Source organism: Planotetraspora sp. GP83, from assembly GCF_041262585.1.
GTDB lineage: Bacteria > Actinomycetota > Actinomycetes > Streptosporangiales > Streptosporangiaceae > JAOEGB01.
On the sequence record NZ_JBGCBZ010000032.1, the window covers coordinates 1 to 15,840 of the forward strand.

The 15,840-nt window shown below is 70.1% G+C and carries 12 protein-coding genes and 1 tRNA gene; 10 read left to right on the forward strand and 3 right to left on the reverse strand.

The features are described 5' to 3' along the window. Positions 1-3,119, reverse strand: a 3,119-nt coding sequence (locus tag ABH927_RS31045) for a glycosyl hydrolase 2 galactose-binding domain-containing protein (RefSeq protein WP_370027468.1), incomplete at its 3' end; no start/stop codon positions are given. A gap of 112 nt (positions 3,120-3,231) precedes the next feature. On the opposite strand from ABH927_RS31045, the gene ABH927_RS31050 reads away from it, so the two are divergent. From ABH927_RS31050 to ABH927_RS31085, 8 genes are all read left to right on the forward strand, one after another. Next, on the forward strand, positions 3,232-4,326 hold the full coding sequence (locus ABH927_RS31050; RefSeq protein ID WP_370027470.1) for a glutamate--cysteine ligase: 1,095 nt from the start codon (positions 3,232-3,234) through the stop codon (positions 4,324-4,326). A gap of 127 nt (positions 4,327-4,453) precedes the next feature. Continuing rightward, positions 4,454-4,810 carry a hypothetical protein gene (locus ABH927_RS31055; protein ID WP_370027471.1) on the forward strand — a complete coding sequence of 119 codons (357 nt, stop codon included), beginning with the start codon at positions 4,454-4,456 and terminating at the stop codon, positions 4,808-4,810. Continuing rightward, a complete protein-coding gene (locus ABH927_RS31060) occupies positions 4,807-5,220 on the forward strand; it encodes a hypothetical protein (protein ID WP_370027473.1) in 414 nt (137 codons plus the stop codon). The genes ABH927_RS31055 and ABH927_RS31060 overlap by 4 nt, the downstream gene beginning before the upstream one ends. Positions 5,221-5,312: 92 nt before the next feature. Beyond that, positions 5,313-6,863 carry a CynX/NimT family MFS transporter gene (locus tag ABH927_RS31065; protein WP_370027475.1) on the forward strand — a complete coding sequence of 517 codons (1,551 nt, stop codon included), beginning with the start codon at positions 5,313-5,315 and terminating at the stop codon, positions 6,861-6,863. 122 nt (positions 6,864-6,985) lie between these two features. Further along, complete coding sequence (locus tag ABH927_RS31070) at positions 6,986-7,681, forward strand: SRPBCC family protein (RefSeq protein ID WP_370027477.1); 696 nt, start codon at positions 6,986-6,988, stop codon at positions 7,679-7,681. Positions 7,682-8,160: 479 nt separating this feature from the next. Further along, entirely contained in the window at positions 8,161-9,042 is an 882-nt protein-coding gene (locus ABH927_RS31075; protein WP_370027479.1) for a DMT family transporter, read from the forward strand. Between the two features lie 188 nt (positions 9,043-9,230). After that, positions 9,231-9,303: transfer RNA gene (locus ABH927_RS31080), tRNA-Ala, on the forward strand. A gap of 197 nt (positions 9,304-9,500) precedes the next feature. After that, complete coding sequence (locus tag ABH927_RS31085; RefSeq protein WP_370027481.1) at positions 9,501-10,013, forward strand: hypothetical protein; 513 nt, start codon at positions 9,501-9,503, stop codon at positions 10,011-10,013. A gap of 79 nt (positions 10,014-10,092) precedes the next feature. On the opposite strand, the gene ABH927_RS31090 is transcribed toward ABH927_RS31085, so the two are convergent. Beyond that, entirely contained in the window at positions 10,093-10,287 is a 195-nt protein-coding gene (locus tag ABH927_RS31090) for a hypothetical protein (RefSeq protein WP_370027483.1), read from the reverse strand. A 723-nt stretch (positions 10,288-11,010) separates the two neighbouring features. Between ABH927_RS31090 and ABH927_RS31095 the strand changes: the two genes are divergently transcribed. Then, positions 11,011-11,853 (forward strand): SCO6745 family protein, encoded by an 843-nt coding sequence (locus ABH927_RS31095; protein WP_370027485.1) that lies wholly within the window; start codon positions 11,011-11,013, stop codon positions 11,851-11,853. 125 nt (positions 11,854-11,978) lie between these two features. On the opposite strand, the gene ABH927_RS31100 is transcribed toward ABH927_RS31095, so the two are convergent. Continuing rightward, the gene (locus ABH927_RS31100; protein ID WP_370027487.1) at positions 11,979-13,739 is read right to left on the reverse strand and encodes a glycoside hydrolase family 75 protein; all 1,761 of its coding nucleotides are present in this window, start codon (positions 13,737-13,739) and stop codon (positions 11,979-11,981) included. A 374-nt stretch (positions 13,740-14,113) separates the two neighbouring features. Between ABH927_RS31100 and araD the strand changes: the two genes are divergently transcribed. Then, positions 14,114-15,811 carry an L-arabinonate dehydratase gene (gene araD / locus ABH927_RS31105; RefSeq protein ID WP_370027489.1) on the forward strand — a complete coding sequence of 566 codons (1,698 nt, stop codon included), beginning with the start codon at positions 14,114-14,116 and terminating at the stop codon, positions 15,809-15,811. The last annotated feature ends 29 nt before the right edge of the window (positions 15,812-15,840 follow it).

The following is a 15,840-nucleotide window of genomic DNA, read 5'->3' on the forward strand; positions in this document are numbered from 1 at the left end:
GCGGCGTCGACCGCGGTCACCGTGTAGGTGTGGGAGGAGGAGGCGGCGAGCCCGCTGATGGTGGCGGTGGTCCCGGTCGGGCTGGCCACCACGGTGGTGCCCTCGTAGACCTTGTAGCCGGTAACGCCGACGTTGTCGGTGGAGGCGTCCCAGGCCAGGCTGACGCTGCTCGAGGTCGTCGAGGTGACCCGGAGGTTCGCCGGAACCGACGGCGCCTCGGTGTCGGTCCCCGACGACGTGGTGCCGGTGACGGGAGAGCTCTTGGCCGACTCGTTCCCGGCGGCGTCGACCGCGGTCACCGTGTAGGTGTGGGAGGAGGAGGCGGCGAGCCCGCTGATGGTGGCGGTGGTCCCGGTCGGGCTGGCCACCACGGTTGTGCCCTCGTAGACCTTGTAGCCGGTAACGCCGACGTTGTCGGTGGAGGCGTCCCAGGCCAGGCTGATGCTACTGGCCGTGGTCCCGGTCACCCGCGGGTTCGCCGGAACCGACGGCGCCTGGGTGTCCGGCCCGCCGCCGCCGATCGCCACGGTCGAGGTGGCCGAGTTCCAGCCGGTGACCCGGACGGACGCCGCGGTGCCCCGGTAGGTGACCGTGAGCGTCTTGGACTCACCGGGCCAGAGGCTGATCGCGTTGTCCGACCAGAGGGCCGGCAGGATCGGCTTGCCCGCCGCGTCGAGCACGTGGGCGTCGAGGTAGAACGCGGGGATCGCGCCCGAGCCCGTGTTCTTGATCGTGACGGTGGCCGTGCCCGCGGATGCCGAGGTCGCGGTGACCGAGATCGGCGCCTGCGCCAGGCTCGTCAGACCCTTGAGGTTGGCGTACGACGTGGTGGGGGTGAAGTACCAGTCGCTGCCGCCGTAGTTCAGGGTGTCGTTCGAGGTCGACAGCCAGTACACGTTCCGGTCGATCTCGCCGCTGCCGTTGCTGAGCGTCAGCCGCACCAGGTAGGTGGTGTTGAGGCCCGAGATCGATGGGATCGTCACCGCGGTGGTCCGGCCGCCGTCGGCGGCGACGGACACCGTGGAGGTGTTGGTGTACTTGTTCGTGCCGTCGAGGTTGAAGACGTCGGTCTTGACGGTCAGCCCCGAGGCGGCCGTGGGAGTCGAGTTGACGACGACCACGGACTTGTTGTCGTAGGAGTACTGCACGTGCAGCGGCTTCATGGCCTCCTTGGTGCCCCAGTACGACCCGCCCTGGTCCAGGTACGTGTCGAAGAGCTGCCAGTGCAGGGAGCTCCAGCCGCTGTTGAGCATCCAGTAGATGACGCCGGTCGCGGGGTTGGACGAGTCCTTGAAGTTACGCCCGAACGACTCGAACTGGGCGCGCACGTTCTCGTACTGGGCGAGCTGCGCCTTGCGGACGTAGTCGTCCAGGCTGGCCGGCGAGCCGTACCGGCCCACGAGCGCGTTGTTGAAGAGCGTGAGGTTGTTGAACGTGCTGGACGGCGAGCGGTGGTACTGCGTGGCGCTCAGGTTCTGCCACAGCGTGTTCTGCTCGCTGCTGGACAGCATCCGCTTGACCGAGTCGAGCGTCGGCACGTCCGGCCCGGCGCTGACCTCGGACGCGAAGCCGTTGGCGCCGCCGAGCTGCTTGTTGTACCAGTAGTTCGGCGGGATCCAGTCGTACGGCCCGTCCATCTTCATGCCGGAGCCGCCGAGCTGGGGCGACGACTTGGCGGACGCCGCCGCGACGACCGGGACCTTCCATTCGGCCGCGTTGATCGCGTCGAGGTAGTTCGTCTCCTGCGTCCCGTTGGGGGCGAAGTCGCTGCCGATCAGGAAGGTGAAGACGCTCGGGTGGTCGCGCAGCCGCGCGGCCTCGGCCGCCATCGCCGCCTTGGCGACCGGGTAGTCGGCGGAGCTCCAGGTGTCGCCCGCCTCGCCGCCGTTCGTCTGGCCCTCCCACTTGTTGCAGCACTCCCAGCCGGCCATGACGAGGATGCCCATCTGGTCGGCCCAGTCGAAGAACTCGTCCGGCTCCAGGTGGCCCTCCAGGCGGACGGTGTTAAGCCCCATGTCGCGGACGTACTTCAGCTTGTCCTGGACGTAGGTCGGGTCCCACCGCAGGAAGAGGTCGGGGGACCAGCCGCCACCCCGGATCAGGACGTTCTTGCCGTTGATCTTGTAGAGCCGGTGACCGCTGCCGTCGAGGGACGACGTGGTGTTGCGGATGCCGATCTTCTCGGCCGCGCTGTCGGTCACGTTGCCGGCGACGGTCGAGGTCACGCTCAGGTCGTAGAGCGGCTGGCCGCCCATGCCGTACGGCCACCAGACCTGGGGGTTGTTGATGGTCACCGGGAAGGAGACCGTCTTCGTCTGGTGCGCGGTGAGCGCGACGTCCTGGCTGAAGCTCTGCGAGCCGACCGTCCCGGAGATGGTCGCGGTGACCGAGGACGACGAGTCGTTGCGGGCGTCCACCTTGACGGTGAGGTCGGCCCGGTCCAGCGCGGAGGTCAGGGTCGTCACGACGTGGGTGTTCCGGAGGGCGACCGAGCCGGTGCGCTTGACGAGGACATCACGGAAGATGCCCATGTTCTTGTCCGGCGGGTTCTGCGTCCAGTCGATCCAGCCGGTCGTCAGATGCTTGTTCGGATCGTTGGGGCTGATCCTGAAAGCGACCGAGTTGACGCCGGAGTGGACCAGCGAGGTCACGTTGATCTCGCTGTGGGTGTAGGCGCCCTGGATGCCGGTCGCGACCTGGGTGCCGTTCACCCAGACGTCGGTGCCGCCTGACATCAGGCCGCTGAAGTCCAGGAACGTGTTCAGCCCGGTCTCCGAGCCGAGGGTGAAGTCCGACCGGTACCACCAGGGGACGGTGAAGTCCGCGGTCGGAATGTTCTTCATGTTGGTCGAGAAGAACGGGTCGGGGTAGACGCCGTTCTTCAGCAGAGCGGCCAGGACGGTGGAGCGAGGTCCGGCGGCGTACCAGCCGGACGCGGAGTAGCCGGGCGAGGAGATCGCCCCTCCGCCGTCAGAGGTCTTGGACGATGACTGGATCTTGTAGCCGGGCAGCACGATGGGCTGCGTGGCGGCCTGAGATCCGGCGGCGGGAAGCACGGTCACGCCGGTCAGCGTCAGGGCAAGTGTGGCGAGTAATCGGATCAGGGTCCGGGAGCGCACAGGGTCCTCCTGAGCTTTTGTTAATAAGGGTTATTAACAAATTGCCCAGATAGTAGGACGCCCGTCATGTCTGGTCAAGGGTAATCCCCGTCCCGTGGGTAGTGACGGGCACATGACAAAGAAGACATCCCTGGGTGTCGAGGAAGAGTTCCTGGTCGTCGACCTGCAGACCCGGCGGCTGACGCCGCTGGCGCGGGCGATGCTGGATCGGCTGCCGGAGGAGGGCTTCGCCGCGGAGTTGCAGCGCTCCGTCGTGGAGACCAACAGCACGCCGCTTGAGGACCTCGCCGATGTGCGGGCCGAGATCGTACGGCTGCGCCAGGCGCTCGTGGCCGCGGGGGAGCCGCTGGGCGTCGGCGTGATCGCCTCGGGGACGACCCCGCTGGCGGGGGTCGAGGGCTTCACCATCTCGCCAGGGGAGCGGTATCAGTACTTGTCGGACTCCTACCAGTTCCTCGCGCAGGAGCAGCTCATCTGCGGGGCTCAGGTGCATGTGGAGATCGACGACCGCGACGTGGCCGTCCTGGCGGCCCAGCGCGTCGAGCCGTGGCTCCCGGTGCTGCTGGCGCTCAGCGCGAGCTCGCCGTACTGGCAGGACGCGGACACGGGGTATGCCAGCAGCCGGGCCCTGGCCTGGCAGCGCTGGCCGACCGCCGGGCCCGTCGGGCCGTTCGAGAACGCTGAGGAGTATGACCAGACCGCCGACGACCTGGTCGCCTCCGGCGTCATCGAGGACAGGGGCATGGTCTACTTCGACATGCGGCTGAGCGCCCACGTGCCCACGGTGGAGCTGCGCGTCTGCGACTCCTGCCCTCTGGCGGACGACGTGGTGCTGCTCGCCGGGCTCTTCCGGGCGCTGATCACCCGGGAGAGCGAGGCCGTGCTGAACGGCGAGCCCCCGAAGGGCGAGGGACGGCTCGCGCTCCTGCGCGCCGCCAACTGGCGGGCCGCGCGCTCGGGCCTCGAAGACGACCTTCTGTCACCGATCACGAGCAGGCCGGCGTCGGCGCCTCAGGTGGTCACGTGGATGCTCGACGACCTACGGCCGACGCTGGAGGAGATCGGCGACTGGGAGCTCGTGTCCGAGCTGGCCGACGCGGCGCTGCGCCGGGGCAGCGCCGCGTCGCGCCAGCGCGGCGCGCTCGCCCAGCACGGCCGCCCGCAGGACGCCGTCGATCTCCTGCTCCGGGAGACCCGCTTGGCGTAGACGCCGATATCCACCGCCGGGTTCCGGGCCGTCACCTCCGTCATGGACGGCCCGGTGGGGCCGATAGCCTACTGGCCATGCTCCCGGCGTTCCCGAAGGTCCCGGTGTCCCCTGTGTGCGGCCCGCGATGACCAGCGCGTATTCGAGCTGGCTGATCGGCGGCGCCCTGCTCGTCGCCCTCGTCGGCGTGGTCAGCGCCATCCGCGACCGGCCCATGGGGCCCGTGCTGTTGACCGCGCTCGCGCTGCTGGAGGTGGCGCTGCTCGTCCAGGCGGGCATGGCCGTCGCCGGGATCGGGCACGTGGAGGAGAAGGCCACCTTCATCGGCTACCTGGCGGGCACGATCGTGATCCCCCCGGCCGCCGTCTGGTGGGGGCGGGCGGAACGGACCCGCTGGGGCCCCGGCGTCATCGCCGTCGCCGCCTTCACCGTGGCCGTCATGACAGGGCGGCTCCTGCAGATCTGGAACGGGGCGACCCCATGACGGACGGAGGCCCGGCGCGCGGCGACGCCGCGGTCAGGTCGGGGCCGGGACGCGTCCTCGTGGCGGTCTACGGCGTGTTCGCCCTCGCGGCCATCTCACGCGCCGGCGTCCAGATCGCCACGAAATTCGGCGAGGCGCCGCTGGCGTACCTGCTGTCGGCCTTCGCCGCGGTCGTCTACATCGTGTTGACCGTGGCGCTGGCCCGGGGCAGCCGCCGTGTCGCGCTGGCCGCCTGCGCGATCGAGCTGGCCGGCGTGCTGATCGTCGGCACCCTCAGCCTGGCGGACCCCGCCGCGTTCCCGCACGCCACCGTCTGGTCCGGGTACGGCAGCGGCTACGGCTTCGTGCCACTCGTGCTGCCGGTCGTCGGGCTGTTCTGGCTGCTCCGCCACCGTAAGTCCGCCTCCTAGGGAAGCCGTCCCGGTCCCGGCTCGGAATAACTCCATTGATATGGTTGTCGAATCGTGGGATGACTGGACGATCTATGGAGTTGAGGCCGGCAATGAGCGCCGTCGCACGCAGTAAAGGCAGCCCGTCCGTCGCGTGGCTGATCGCCGCCGGGATCACCCTGGCGGCGCTCAACCTGCGCACCGCCGTGACGAGTGTGGGGCCCGTCCTCGACCAGGTCACGACGGGTCTCGGCATGTCGGGCGCGGCGACCGGACTGCTGACGACGCTGCCGGTGCTCTGCTTCGCGGTCTTCGGGGCTGTGACGCCCGCGCTCGCCCGGAGGATGGGGGAGCACCGGCTGCTGCTGGGCGCGCTCATCCTGCTCGGCGCCGGTCTGGCACTGCGGTCCCTCGTGGGGACCGCGGAGGTGTTCCTCGCGGCCAGCGTGGTGGCGCTGGCCGGCGGGGCGATCGGCAACGTGGTGATCCCGACGCTGATCAAGCGGCATTTCCCCCGCCGGGCGGGGACGATGACGACCGTCTACTCGACGGCTCTCGCCCTCGGGACCATGGCCGCGGCGGCCGCGACGGTGCCCATAGAGCGGGCGGCCGATGGGAACTGGCACGTGGCACTAGGAGTGTGGGCGGCTCTCGCCGCCGTTGCCGCCATTCCGTGGCTTGCGCTGTCGCGCAGTGAGCCGGAGCGGCGTAACACCCTCGCGCACACGGGCCGCGGCGGACTGATGCGGAGCAGACTGGCCTGGGCCATGGCCGGATACTTCGGCTCCCAGTCGATCATCGCGTACGTGATGTTCGGCTGGCTGCCCGAGGTGCTCCGGGACCACGGATACACCTCGGGGCAGGCCGGTCTCGTGCTCGCCGTGTTCACCGGCCTGGGCGTCCCGACCTCGTTGGTGGTGCCGGCGCTGTCGGCCCGCATGTCCGACCAGCGGCCGCTGGTGCTGGGCTTCGTCGCCCTCTACGCGGCAGGGTTCGCCGGGCTGCTCACCGGCCACGGGCTGTGGGTGTGGTCGGTCGCCGTCGCCCTCGGGATGGGCTCCTTCCCGCTCGCGCTGTCACTGCTGGCGCTGCGCACCCGGACCTCGGAAGCCACCGCGGCCCTGTCGGCCTTCGGGCAGAGCACCGGATATCTCATCGCGGGCGCGGGCCCGCTCGTCTTCGGCCTGCTGTACCAGGTGAGCGGCGGCTGGGCGCTGCCGTTCGGCCTGCTGTTCGCCGCGGTGGCCGCGCAGGCCCTCACCGGCTGGTACGTGGGAGCCCCGCGAGCCCTGGAGGACGAGGATCACGGCCGCCGCCGGGGCGGCGGCCACCGGCGGGCCGTACAGGACGACGGGCGGGCCGATCGGGGGCTGAACCTGCTGGGCCTGCGGGACCTGCACTGGGGCCTGCGCTGGGGCCTGCACCGGGGCCACGCGTCCCGCGGGGTCCGCGACCAGAACATCACCGCGCCCATCACCGGGCCCATCACCGGGCCCATCACCGGGCCCATCACCGGGCCCGTCACTGGGCGTCCTCGCGCGCGTGCCGTCGGCGCGAGAGCGCGGCGTGACGGCAAGGCCGACCCGGTTCCGTCGCCCCGGCCGCAGCCGGCGCGGCACGCCGCCCGGCGCGGGAACCGTCGCAGGCCCGCTCCTCATACGTGAGGGGGACGTGAAGGGGACGTGAAGGGGACGTGAAGGGGACGTGAGGGGACATGGCGCGCCGGGTTTAGGCCCCGGCGTGCGGGCAGGGCTTGGGGTGCAAACCCACAACGGAAGGAGGAGGCATGAGCTCGATCGAACACTCCGTCGACGTGAATGTCCCGATCCGAACGGCGTACAACCAGTGGACCCAGTTCGAGAGCTTCCCGGAGTTCATGGAAGGCGTGGAGTCGGTCAAGCAACTCGATGACACGCGTACCGACTGGGTCGTCGAGATCGCCGGGGTCCGCCGGGAGTTCGAAGCCGAGATCACCGAACAGCACCCGGACGAGAGGGTGGCATGGCGCTCCCTGGACAGGCCGCGGCAGGCCGGTGTGGTGACGTTCCACCGGCTGAGCGACGACTCGACGCGGGTGACGCTCCAGATGGAGTACGACCCGGAGGGCTTCGCCGAGAGGGCCGCCGACGCGCTGCAGATCGTGCGCCTGCGGGTCAGGGGCGACCTGGAGAGGTTCAAGGACTTCATGGAGTCGCGGGGCGCCGAGACCGGCGCCTGGCGCGGTGAGGTCCCCGGGCCGCACCAGCGGGGCCCCGGCGGCGGCTCGGACACCGGAACCGGCCGCGGCGCGGGAGGGGGCTCCGGCACGGGCTACGACATCGGCGAGCCGATGCCGCCTCAGCCGGTGAACGCGGAGTATCCGCGTGAGACGCCGCTGCCTCCGCCCGGCACCGGCCCGATCCCCCCGGCTCCCGGCACCGGCCCGGTTCCGCCCGGCGCCGGACCCGTGCCGCCGCGTGAGACTCCCGGACCGGTCATCTAGCCGGGTCCGTGGGGACCGGCGCACCCGCCGGCCTGTGTGAAATGGAGCCCATCCCCCCAAAAGGGAGGATGGGCTCCTTTCTGGTATGTTCACACATCGGGTCATCCCATGAATACGGCTTGCACCTCCACGGGGGCGGCGCAAGCCGTACGGGGCGGCCTGTCGCGCCGCGCTCACTCCTGGGGCCGGCGGGGCCCGTCCCGGCTCTCCAGGCATGCGACATGAGGCAGCCCGGGGCGACCTGACCTCGTCCCGGGCTGCCTCAACCCAAGAGTAGGGGGTCGCCTCCCGGCGCCTGGAAACGGGGGTGCGGGGAGTCCGCGCCCCGCGCTACCGTGCCCGCATGCGATTGATCGTCTCTCCGCCGCCCGCCCGATAGCGGGCGCGCTCTCCGGTGAACCGGGCCTGACCGGCCCGGTTGATGGCCGCTGCCCGCATTAGGGGGACCTGGGCCGGCCATCAACCGATGAGAGGCGTCGATGACGCATGCTTCCGCCCTGCCTGTACGGCGGGGCCTCGTCCACCTGTCCATCGCCGCGGTCGCCTGGGGGACCGGTGGCGCCGCGGGTGCGGTGCTCCACCGTACGGGCGACCTCAGCCCCGTCGCCGTGTCCTTCTGGCGGTTCGCCTGCGGAGCGGCGTTCCTGCTGGCCGCCGCCCGCGTCGGCCGCCGCCCCGCGGGCCGTCCGTCGTGGAGGACGACCGCGGTCATCGGCCCTGCCATGGCGGTGTGCCAGGCCGCGTACTTCGCCGCGATCGCCGAGTCGGGCGTGGCCGTCGCCACGATGGTGACGATGGGCGCCAACCCCGTGCTCGTCGCGGTCGGCGGGCGAATCTTCCTGCGTGAGCCCCTGAGTCGCACTCGCCTGGCCTGCGTCGGGCTGGCCGTCGCGGGCCTCGCCATGCTCGCCGGTGGAGCCGGCCGGTTCACGCCGGCGGGCGTGGGTTACGCCCTGCTGTCGGCGGCGGGGTATTCCACCGTCACGCTGTTCGCCCGATCGGCGGGGGACGGCCGGGGTCGCGCTCTGTGGGGGTTCGCGGCCGGAGCCGTCTGCCTGCTGCCCCTGGCGGCGGCTCACGGCCTGCTTCCGGCGCCCGGTGACGCGGGGGCCGCTGTGCTGTTGCTCGTCTATCTGGGGGCCGTCCCGACGGCGCTGGCGTACGGCCTGTTCTTCGCGGGCCTCAGGACGGTGAGCGGCACGACCGCAGCCGTCATCGCGCTGCTGGAGCCGCTGGTCGCCGCCGCCATCGGGGTATTCCTGCTGCGCGAGCACCTCGCCCCGGCCCAGCTCGCGGGAGGGATCACCCTGCTGGCCGCCGTAGCCTGCCTCGCGCGGTCGGAGATGAACGCCGACGGCTGACCGCCGCCGGCTGACCGCGCTGCCGTACGGCCTGCTCGCCGTGGACCTGCTCGCCATGGACCTGATCGAGCGGCCGTACGGCGGGCCCGGCGCGGGCCGGGTCCTCCGCGATCTCGGCGCGGGGCGGGGCATCCTCTCGCCGGTTACCCGCCTGCGGGCGGTGTCCTATACACTGGCTGGCGTCGCAAGGGGCTATAGCGCAGCTGGTAGCGCACCTCCATGGCATGGAGGGGGTCTGGGGTTCGAGTCCCCATAGCTCCACACAGATGGGCGATTCAAGGGCCACCCTCCGGGGTGGCCTTCTTCGTTTCCCGGCGTTTTCCTTTCCCCGTGGGCGGCACGACTTCCCGTGTGTGCATTACGACTACCCGCCTGTGTGCATTACGACGCGGACCGCGATTCCCGTCGCCGTTTTCATGAAGGTGTCCGCAGTTCTCGTACAGCTAAGGATTTCTCTCATGTCGCTTATGCGGCGCAACATCCTGACTCTCGCCCTCGCCTGCGTGGGCCTCGTGGCCACCGCCGCCCTCGCCGCGCCGGCCCAGGCCGCGGGCGGCGCCACCGCCTCGGTGTCGCTGGGGGGCCTGTCCGTCGTGGGGACGACGGCGGGCGACAGCATCAAGCTCACCTCGTCCGGCAGCACGGTCACCGTGAGCTCCGCCGCGCACGCGGTGACCGCCTCCGCGGGCTGCGTCCAGCAGGGCAGCAAGTCCGTGTCCTGCGGAAACGTCAAGACCATCACGGTCAACGTGCGGTCGGGCAACGACACCGTGGTCAACCGGACCGGCCTCTTCTCGGAGATCTTCGGCTCCGCCGGCGCCGACAATCTCTCGGGCGGCTCGGGCCGGGACATCCTCGTCGGCGGCAGCGGCGACGACACACTCGTCGGCAACGGCGGCAATGACACTACCGACGGCGGCGCCGGCAGCGACACCTGCGCCGGTGAGATCGAGGAGAACTGCGAGTTCTGAACCCGTCGCCTGTCACCACGAAAAAGGCGGCCGCGTTTCGCGCGGCCGCCTTTTGTTTTCGTGGCCGGCCGGCGGCCGGCTATTTCGGGGTGATGAAATTGACGAGGACGCCTGTCGGGATCGAGGCGATGACGCCGAGGAAGAAGAGCAGCCACTGATCGGGCTTCTGGCGGCTTTCGCCTTTCGGGCGGCCGGCGAGGAGCAGTGCCCTGGCCGCCGCGACCGTCCTGTGGTCCCTGGTGATGACGCCTTGCTGCTCTTCGGCATGACGCACGAGCTCATGGTAGGCGGCCTCCTGCGCGGCGAGGTCGCGCCGGAGCTCGTCCAGCAGGGTGGCCGCTTCGACGAAGGCGTCGTTGACGGTCGCGACACGGCGGCGGAGCCGTTCGGCGAAGGCCTCGGGGGTCTCGGACGCTTCGGGGACCGCTCGCTTCGGCCGTGTGCGGCCGGGCCACAGTCCCCAGCCGCTGCAGCAGGGCCGCCAGCGAGATGCCGACGGACAGCGCCATGAGCACGGTCGCGCAGACGAGGACGGCGCTGGGCTGGGACCGCTGGGGACCGAGGAGCGCCCAGTAGACGATGAACAGCGCGAGGACGCCCGCGACCAGGACGGTGGAGTAGACGGCGGGCCCTCGGACGTTTGCGTTTCCCGTCCGATTGCCCGTCGACGCGCTCGGCCATTCAGGCGCACCTTTCTCCGGGTCTCTCACCCGCGAGTCCATTCAGTACGGATCGGACGCCGTCATTGTTCGTCAGGTTCACGACGTACTGGGGTGCCAGGGCGATTTGAGACCAAGTTGTTCCTCATAACCATCATGGCTGGGATCAGGCCAATACGGATCGCGTCATTTGAGCCGAAAAAGAGGAACATGCGCTGAGACGGCATGGATCCGTGTTAGTTGCCATGTCCGTCCCAATGACATCCCTGCCGGCCAGGTGGGACGCGGGCATACACGCGGGCATACCGACTGGTCGGTCCGTATGGCAGGATCGGGCCATGGTCGATCCTCATGTCGCTCGTCAGGGATGGCGCCGTCTCGAACCCGTGCACGCCATGGTCTACTTCGTGCCCGAGGCCACGGAGCAGTACGCCGCGCTGGGCCTCACCGACTGGCGGAGCGGTTACTTCGCCTCGCGGGCCGCGGCCTTCGGGCCCGCCTCCCCGGAACTGGTCATCGCGACCTTCTACAACTTCTCGCCCCGTCTCATCCGGAGGGCGCTCCCGGCGGCCTGGGGCGTGGTGAGCCCGGACAAACTGCTGGCCGCCCGGCTCGACGCGGCGGGCGCGGCCCTGCGCCGGGCGGACATCCACGCCCGTCCCGATCTGGAGGAGACACTGGCGCTGGCACGCCGCGCGGCCCTCGCCGCGTGCGAGCGGCTCCCCGGACGCCCGCTGTTCGCCGCCCATGCGGCGCTGCCGTGGCCCGAGGACCCGGTTCTCGCCCTGTGGCACGCCCAGACCCTGCTGCGCGAGTATCGCGGCGACGGCCACATCGCGGTCCTGGCGGCCGAGGAGCTGAGCGGCCTGGACGCGCTCATCCTCCACGCCGCCGCCGCCGGGGACATGCCCGTCTCCTTTCTCAAGAAGACCCGGGGATGGAGCAGGGAGGAATGGGCCGCCGGAGAGGACGCGCTGCGGTCGCGCGGGCTCCTCGGAGACGGGCTCACGGTCAGCGAGCGGGGCCAGGCGCTCCGCCGGAGGATCGAGGAGCGGACCGACGAGCTCGCGCTGCCCGCCTACGCCGCGCTTGGCGAGGAGGGCTGCGAGCGCCTCGCCGTACTGGCGAGAGGGTTCGGCCGGGCGGTGGTCGACGCCGGTCTGCTCACCCTCCCGGCCTGACGGTGCTTCCTGCGTGACGGTGCTTCCGGAAGCCGGCGTCAGGTCCGGAACGCATCGTGCCCGCCCCGGCGCGCGGAGCGGGCACGATTTCCACTACGGCTGATCCCGCCGGACGGGGGACCTGCCTAGTTGTTGTTGATGAACTGCTGGGCCAGCTGGTTGCCGAGGGTCACGGCCTGCTGGTGGTTCTCTTCCTGAGAAATCTTGGTGCCGGATCCGGTGAAGACGATGTACGTCACGCCGGAGTCGGTGCCGCCGTTGCTCGGGTCGGGGTTGATACCGAGGTCGGAGGCCGTCTTGTAGGACGCCTCACCGATGATTCCGGTCGGGCCGGTGTCGCCCATCACCGCGTATTCGATCTTGCCGTTGTAGATCACCGCGATGACGGTGCCGCAGCCGATGCCCTTGGTCGTGTAGTTCCAGATGCTGCTGGAGCTCGGGACCACGACGTACGGCAGCTGAGCGGCGTTGAGCGGGGAGCCGCCGCTGGTGTGGCAGGCGGTGTCGTTCTGGTAGCAGCAGTCGGTGTTCTCGTTGCACTGGGTGGTGCGGACGCCGTCACAGTCGATGTCCATGTCGGCCTGCCAGTACACCGCGCCGGTCTTGTTGCACACCGGAACGGTGGCGCTGCCGGAGTCGCTGTCGGTCTTGTACTTGCCGTTGGAGATCTGCTGGCAAGTCGTGATCTTGGCGAGCAGCTGGTCGGCGGTCACGGTGCCGCCCCCGCCTCCGCTGGTGGTGGTGCCGGTCACGCTGGAGCTGTGACCCGACTCGTTGCCGGCCGCGTCGACGGCGGTGACGTTGTAGGTGTGCGACGTCGAGGCCGACAGGCCCGAGATCGTCGCCGTGGTGCCGCTGGGCGACGCCACGACCGTGCCGCCCTCGTAGACCCGGTAGCCCGTCACGCCGACGTTGTCGGTGGACGCGCTCCAGGAGAGCGAGATGCTCGACGACGTGGTGCCGGTGACCTGGAGGCCGCCGGGCACGGTCGGCGCCTGGGTGTCCCCGCCGCCTCCGCCGCCGCCGGTGACGTCGATCTTGTCGACGTTCGGGCCGCCGTTAGCGGTGGTGGCGGTGGCCCGGATGGTGTTGGCGCCCGCGTTGAGGTTCGCGGTGACCGAGCTGGTGGCCCAGGTGTCCCAGTTGGTCGTGCCGTTGAACGCCTTGTTCGCGGAGACGACCGTGCCGTTCACGACGATGTCCATCGGCCGGTTGATCGTGGTGCCGTTGGCGTACCGGAACGTGATGGTGGAGCTTCCGGCGGCCGCGGCGTTGACCGTCCATTCCACGTAGCTGCCGGTCACGTTCGTGTAGTCCACGAAACCGGTGCCGGTGAAGCCGAGGTGGTTGCTGAACACGCCTGCCTGCGACAGGGTCGCGTCCTCGGCCTGGTACGCCGTCGCCGGGGTGTCGGCGGTGGTGGCGTCCAGATAGTCGAGGTTGGGGTTGCCGTTCACGCTCGTGGACGTGATCCGGACCTTGTTCGTCCCGGCGTTGAGGTTCGCCGTGACGGTGTAGGTGGCCCACGTGTCCCAGTTGCCGGTGCCGTTGAACGCCTGGTTGGCGGCGACGACCGTGCCGTTGACCGCGATGTCCGCGGACCGGTTGACGGTGGTGCCGTTGGCGTATCGGAGCGCCAGCGTGGCGCTCCCGGCGACCGAGGAGTTCACGGTCCACTCGGTGTAGCTGCCCGTCACGTTGTCGCCGTTGACGAAGCCGGTGCCGGAGAAGTTGAGATGGTTGGACTCCACCACTCCCTGGGAGATGGTGGCGTTCTCCGCCTCCAAACGGGTTGTCGCCGCGCTCGCGGAGCCTGTGACGAACAGACCTGCGGCTACGACGCTCAGCGTCAGCAGCGCTGATGCGAAGCGGGGGGCTCTTCGCATCGCTCACCTCCTGAAAATTAGGAAGCCTTCCTAACAATTGGCCGCTACGCTAGGCCCGAGTCAGAACCAGGTCAAGAGCTGATAAAGACAGGAAAAGACTTTCCCGTCAGGACATGTACGGCTATGCGGTGGCCGGGTGGGGAAAGTCCTGGCCAGGCCTGTGCGCCACCCGGCCCGGCCGGCCGCCCGAGCCCCGGCATGATCACGGGGATGTTTCGGGCTCGTCAACGAGGACGCGCGGAAGGCCGCGTGGTCACCCGCCGTGATGAGGTCACCCGCCGCGATGAGGGCGATCGTGGAAACGTTTGCATGATCTCCTCATAACAGCCGGAGATATCTTGATATATCAATGCGAGCTGGCTAACTTCGAGCAAGTGACACCGGAAGAGCTGCGCAGCCATCGCTGGTACGGGACCGAAAGCCTCAGATCGTTCAGCCACCGGGCACGAACACGGCAGCTCGGCCTGTCGGCCGAGGAGCATCTGGGCAAACCGGTCATCGGCATCCTGAACACCTGGAGCGAGCTCAACCCCTGCCACATGCATCTGCGCGACCGCGCGCAGGACGTCAAGCGCGGCGTGTGGCAGGCGGGCGGCTACCCGGTGGAGCTGCCGGTCATGGCGGTGGGGGAGACCTTCCAGAAGCCGACGGCCATGCTGTACCGGAACCTTCTCGCGATGGAGACCGAGGAGGTGCTGCGCTCCTACCCGCTGGACGCGGCCGTGCTGATGGGCGGATGCGACAAGACGACCCCGGCCCTGCTCATGGGCGCGATCAGCATGGACCTGCCGGTGATCTTCGTGCCCTGCGGTCCGATGGTGCCGGGAGACTGGCAGGGCCGCAGGCTCGGCAGCGGCAGCGACATGTGGAAGTACTGGGCCGACAAGCGCGCCGGGCTCATCACGGACGAGCAGTGGGCGGAGATCGAGGAGGGCATCGCCCGCTCGCCCGGCCACTGCATGACGATGGGCACGGCCTCGACGATGACTTCGGTGGCCGAGGTGCTCGGGCTGACCCTGCCGGGCGCGGCGTCCATCCCCGCGGTGCTCTCCGCGCACACCCGCATGGCGGCCGCGAGCGGGCGCCTGGCCGTCAAGCTTGCCTGGGACGACGTGCGGCCCTCCACCCTGCTCGACGAGCGGGCCTACCGCGACGCGCTGACCACCGTCCTCGCCCTGGGCGGATCGACGAATTCGGTGATCCACCTCATCGCGATGGCCCGCCGCAGCGGCGTGGACCTGACGCTCGACGACTTCGACGCCGCCGCCCGCGAGGTGCCGGTCCTCGCCGACGTACGGCCCAGCGGGGCGTTCCTGATGGAGGACTTCTACCGGGCGGGCGGCCTGCCCGCGTTGCTCCACCGTGTCGCGGACCTCCTCCACCTCGACCGGCCCACGGTCAACGGCCAGGGCATCGCCACGCGGGAGCCGTACGACGAGAAGGTCATCAGGCGCCGGGACGATCCGCTGTCGCCCGAGGGCGGCCTCGCCGTCCTGCGGGGGAACCTCGCGCCCGACGGCGCGGTGATCAAGCACATCGCGGCGGACCCCCGGCTGTTCAAGCACACCGGCCCGGCGGTGGTGTTCGAGAGCCACCGCGACCTCTTGCGCCGGATCAACGAGGTGCCGGCCACCCCCGACAGCGTGCTCGTACTGCGTGGCTCGGGCCCGAGGGGCGGCCCCGGCATGCCGGAGCACGGCATGCTGCCCATCCCCGACCACCTGCTCAAGCAGGGCGTCCGCGACATGGTCCGGATCTCGGACGCCCGGATGAGCGGCACCAGCTACGGCGCGTGCGTGCTGCACGTGGCCCCGGAGTCGCACGTCGGAGGCCCGCTCGCGCTGGTCAGGGACGGCGACCTCATCACGCTCGACGTCGAGGCGCGCAGGCTCACGCTGGAGGTCCCGGAGGAGGAGCTGGCCAGGAGACGCGCCGAGTGGACGCCGCCCGAGCCGTACTATTCCCGCGGGTACGGCGCGATCTACGACAGCCACGTCCTCCAGGCCGACGAGGGATGCGACTTCGACTTCCTGGCGGGCGCGAAGGGAGTGCCGGAACCCGAGGTCGACTGAGAACGCGTGTCAGGACCTGCGCCGGGCGC

Bases quoted from the DNA above. Each gene is read 5' to 3' on its own strand.
- ABH927_RS31070 (WP_370027477.1), top strand. From the start codon at position 6,986: ATGAGCTCGATCGAACACTCCGTCGACGTGAATGTCCCGATCCGAACG.
- ABH927_RS31075 (WP_370027479.1), top strand. From the start codon at position 8,161: ATGACGCATGCTTCCGCCCTGCCTGTACGGCGGGGCCTCGTCCACCTG.
- ABH927_RS31055 (WP_370027471.1), top strand. From the start codon at position 4,454: ATGACCAGCGCGTATTCGAGCTGGCTGATCGGCGGCGCCCTGCTCGTC.
- ABH927_RS31095 (WP_370027485.1), top strand. From the start codon at position 11,011: ATGGTCGATCCTCATGTCGCTCGTCAGGGATGGCGCCGTCTCGAACCC.
- ABH927_RS31060 (WP_370027473.1), top strand. From the start codon at position 4,807: ATGACGGACGGAGGCCCGGCGCGCGGCGACGCCGCGGTCAGGTCGGGG.
- ABH927_RS31065 (WP_370027475.1), top strand. From the start codon at position 5,313: ATGAGCGCCGTCGCACGCAGTAAAGGCAGCCCGTCCGTCGCGTGGCTG.
- ABH927_RS31100 (WP_370027487.1), bottom strand. From the start codon at position 13,739: ATGCGAAGAGCCCCCCGCTTCGCATCAGCGCTGCTGACGCTGAGCGTC.
- ABH927_RS31050 (WP_370027470.1), top strand. From the start codon at position 3,232: ATGACAAAGAAGACATCCCTGGGTGTCGAGGAAGAGTTCCTGGTCGTC.
- ABH927_RS31085 (WP_370027481.1), top strand. From the start codon at position 9,501: ATGTCGCTTATGCGGCGCAACATCCTGACTCTCGCCCTCGCCTGCGTG.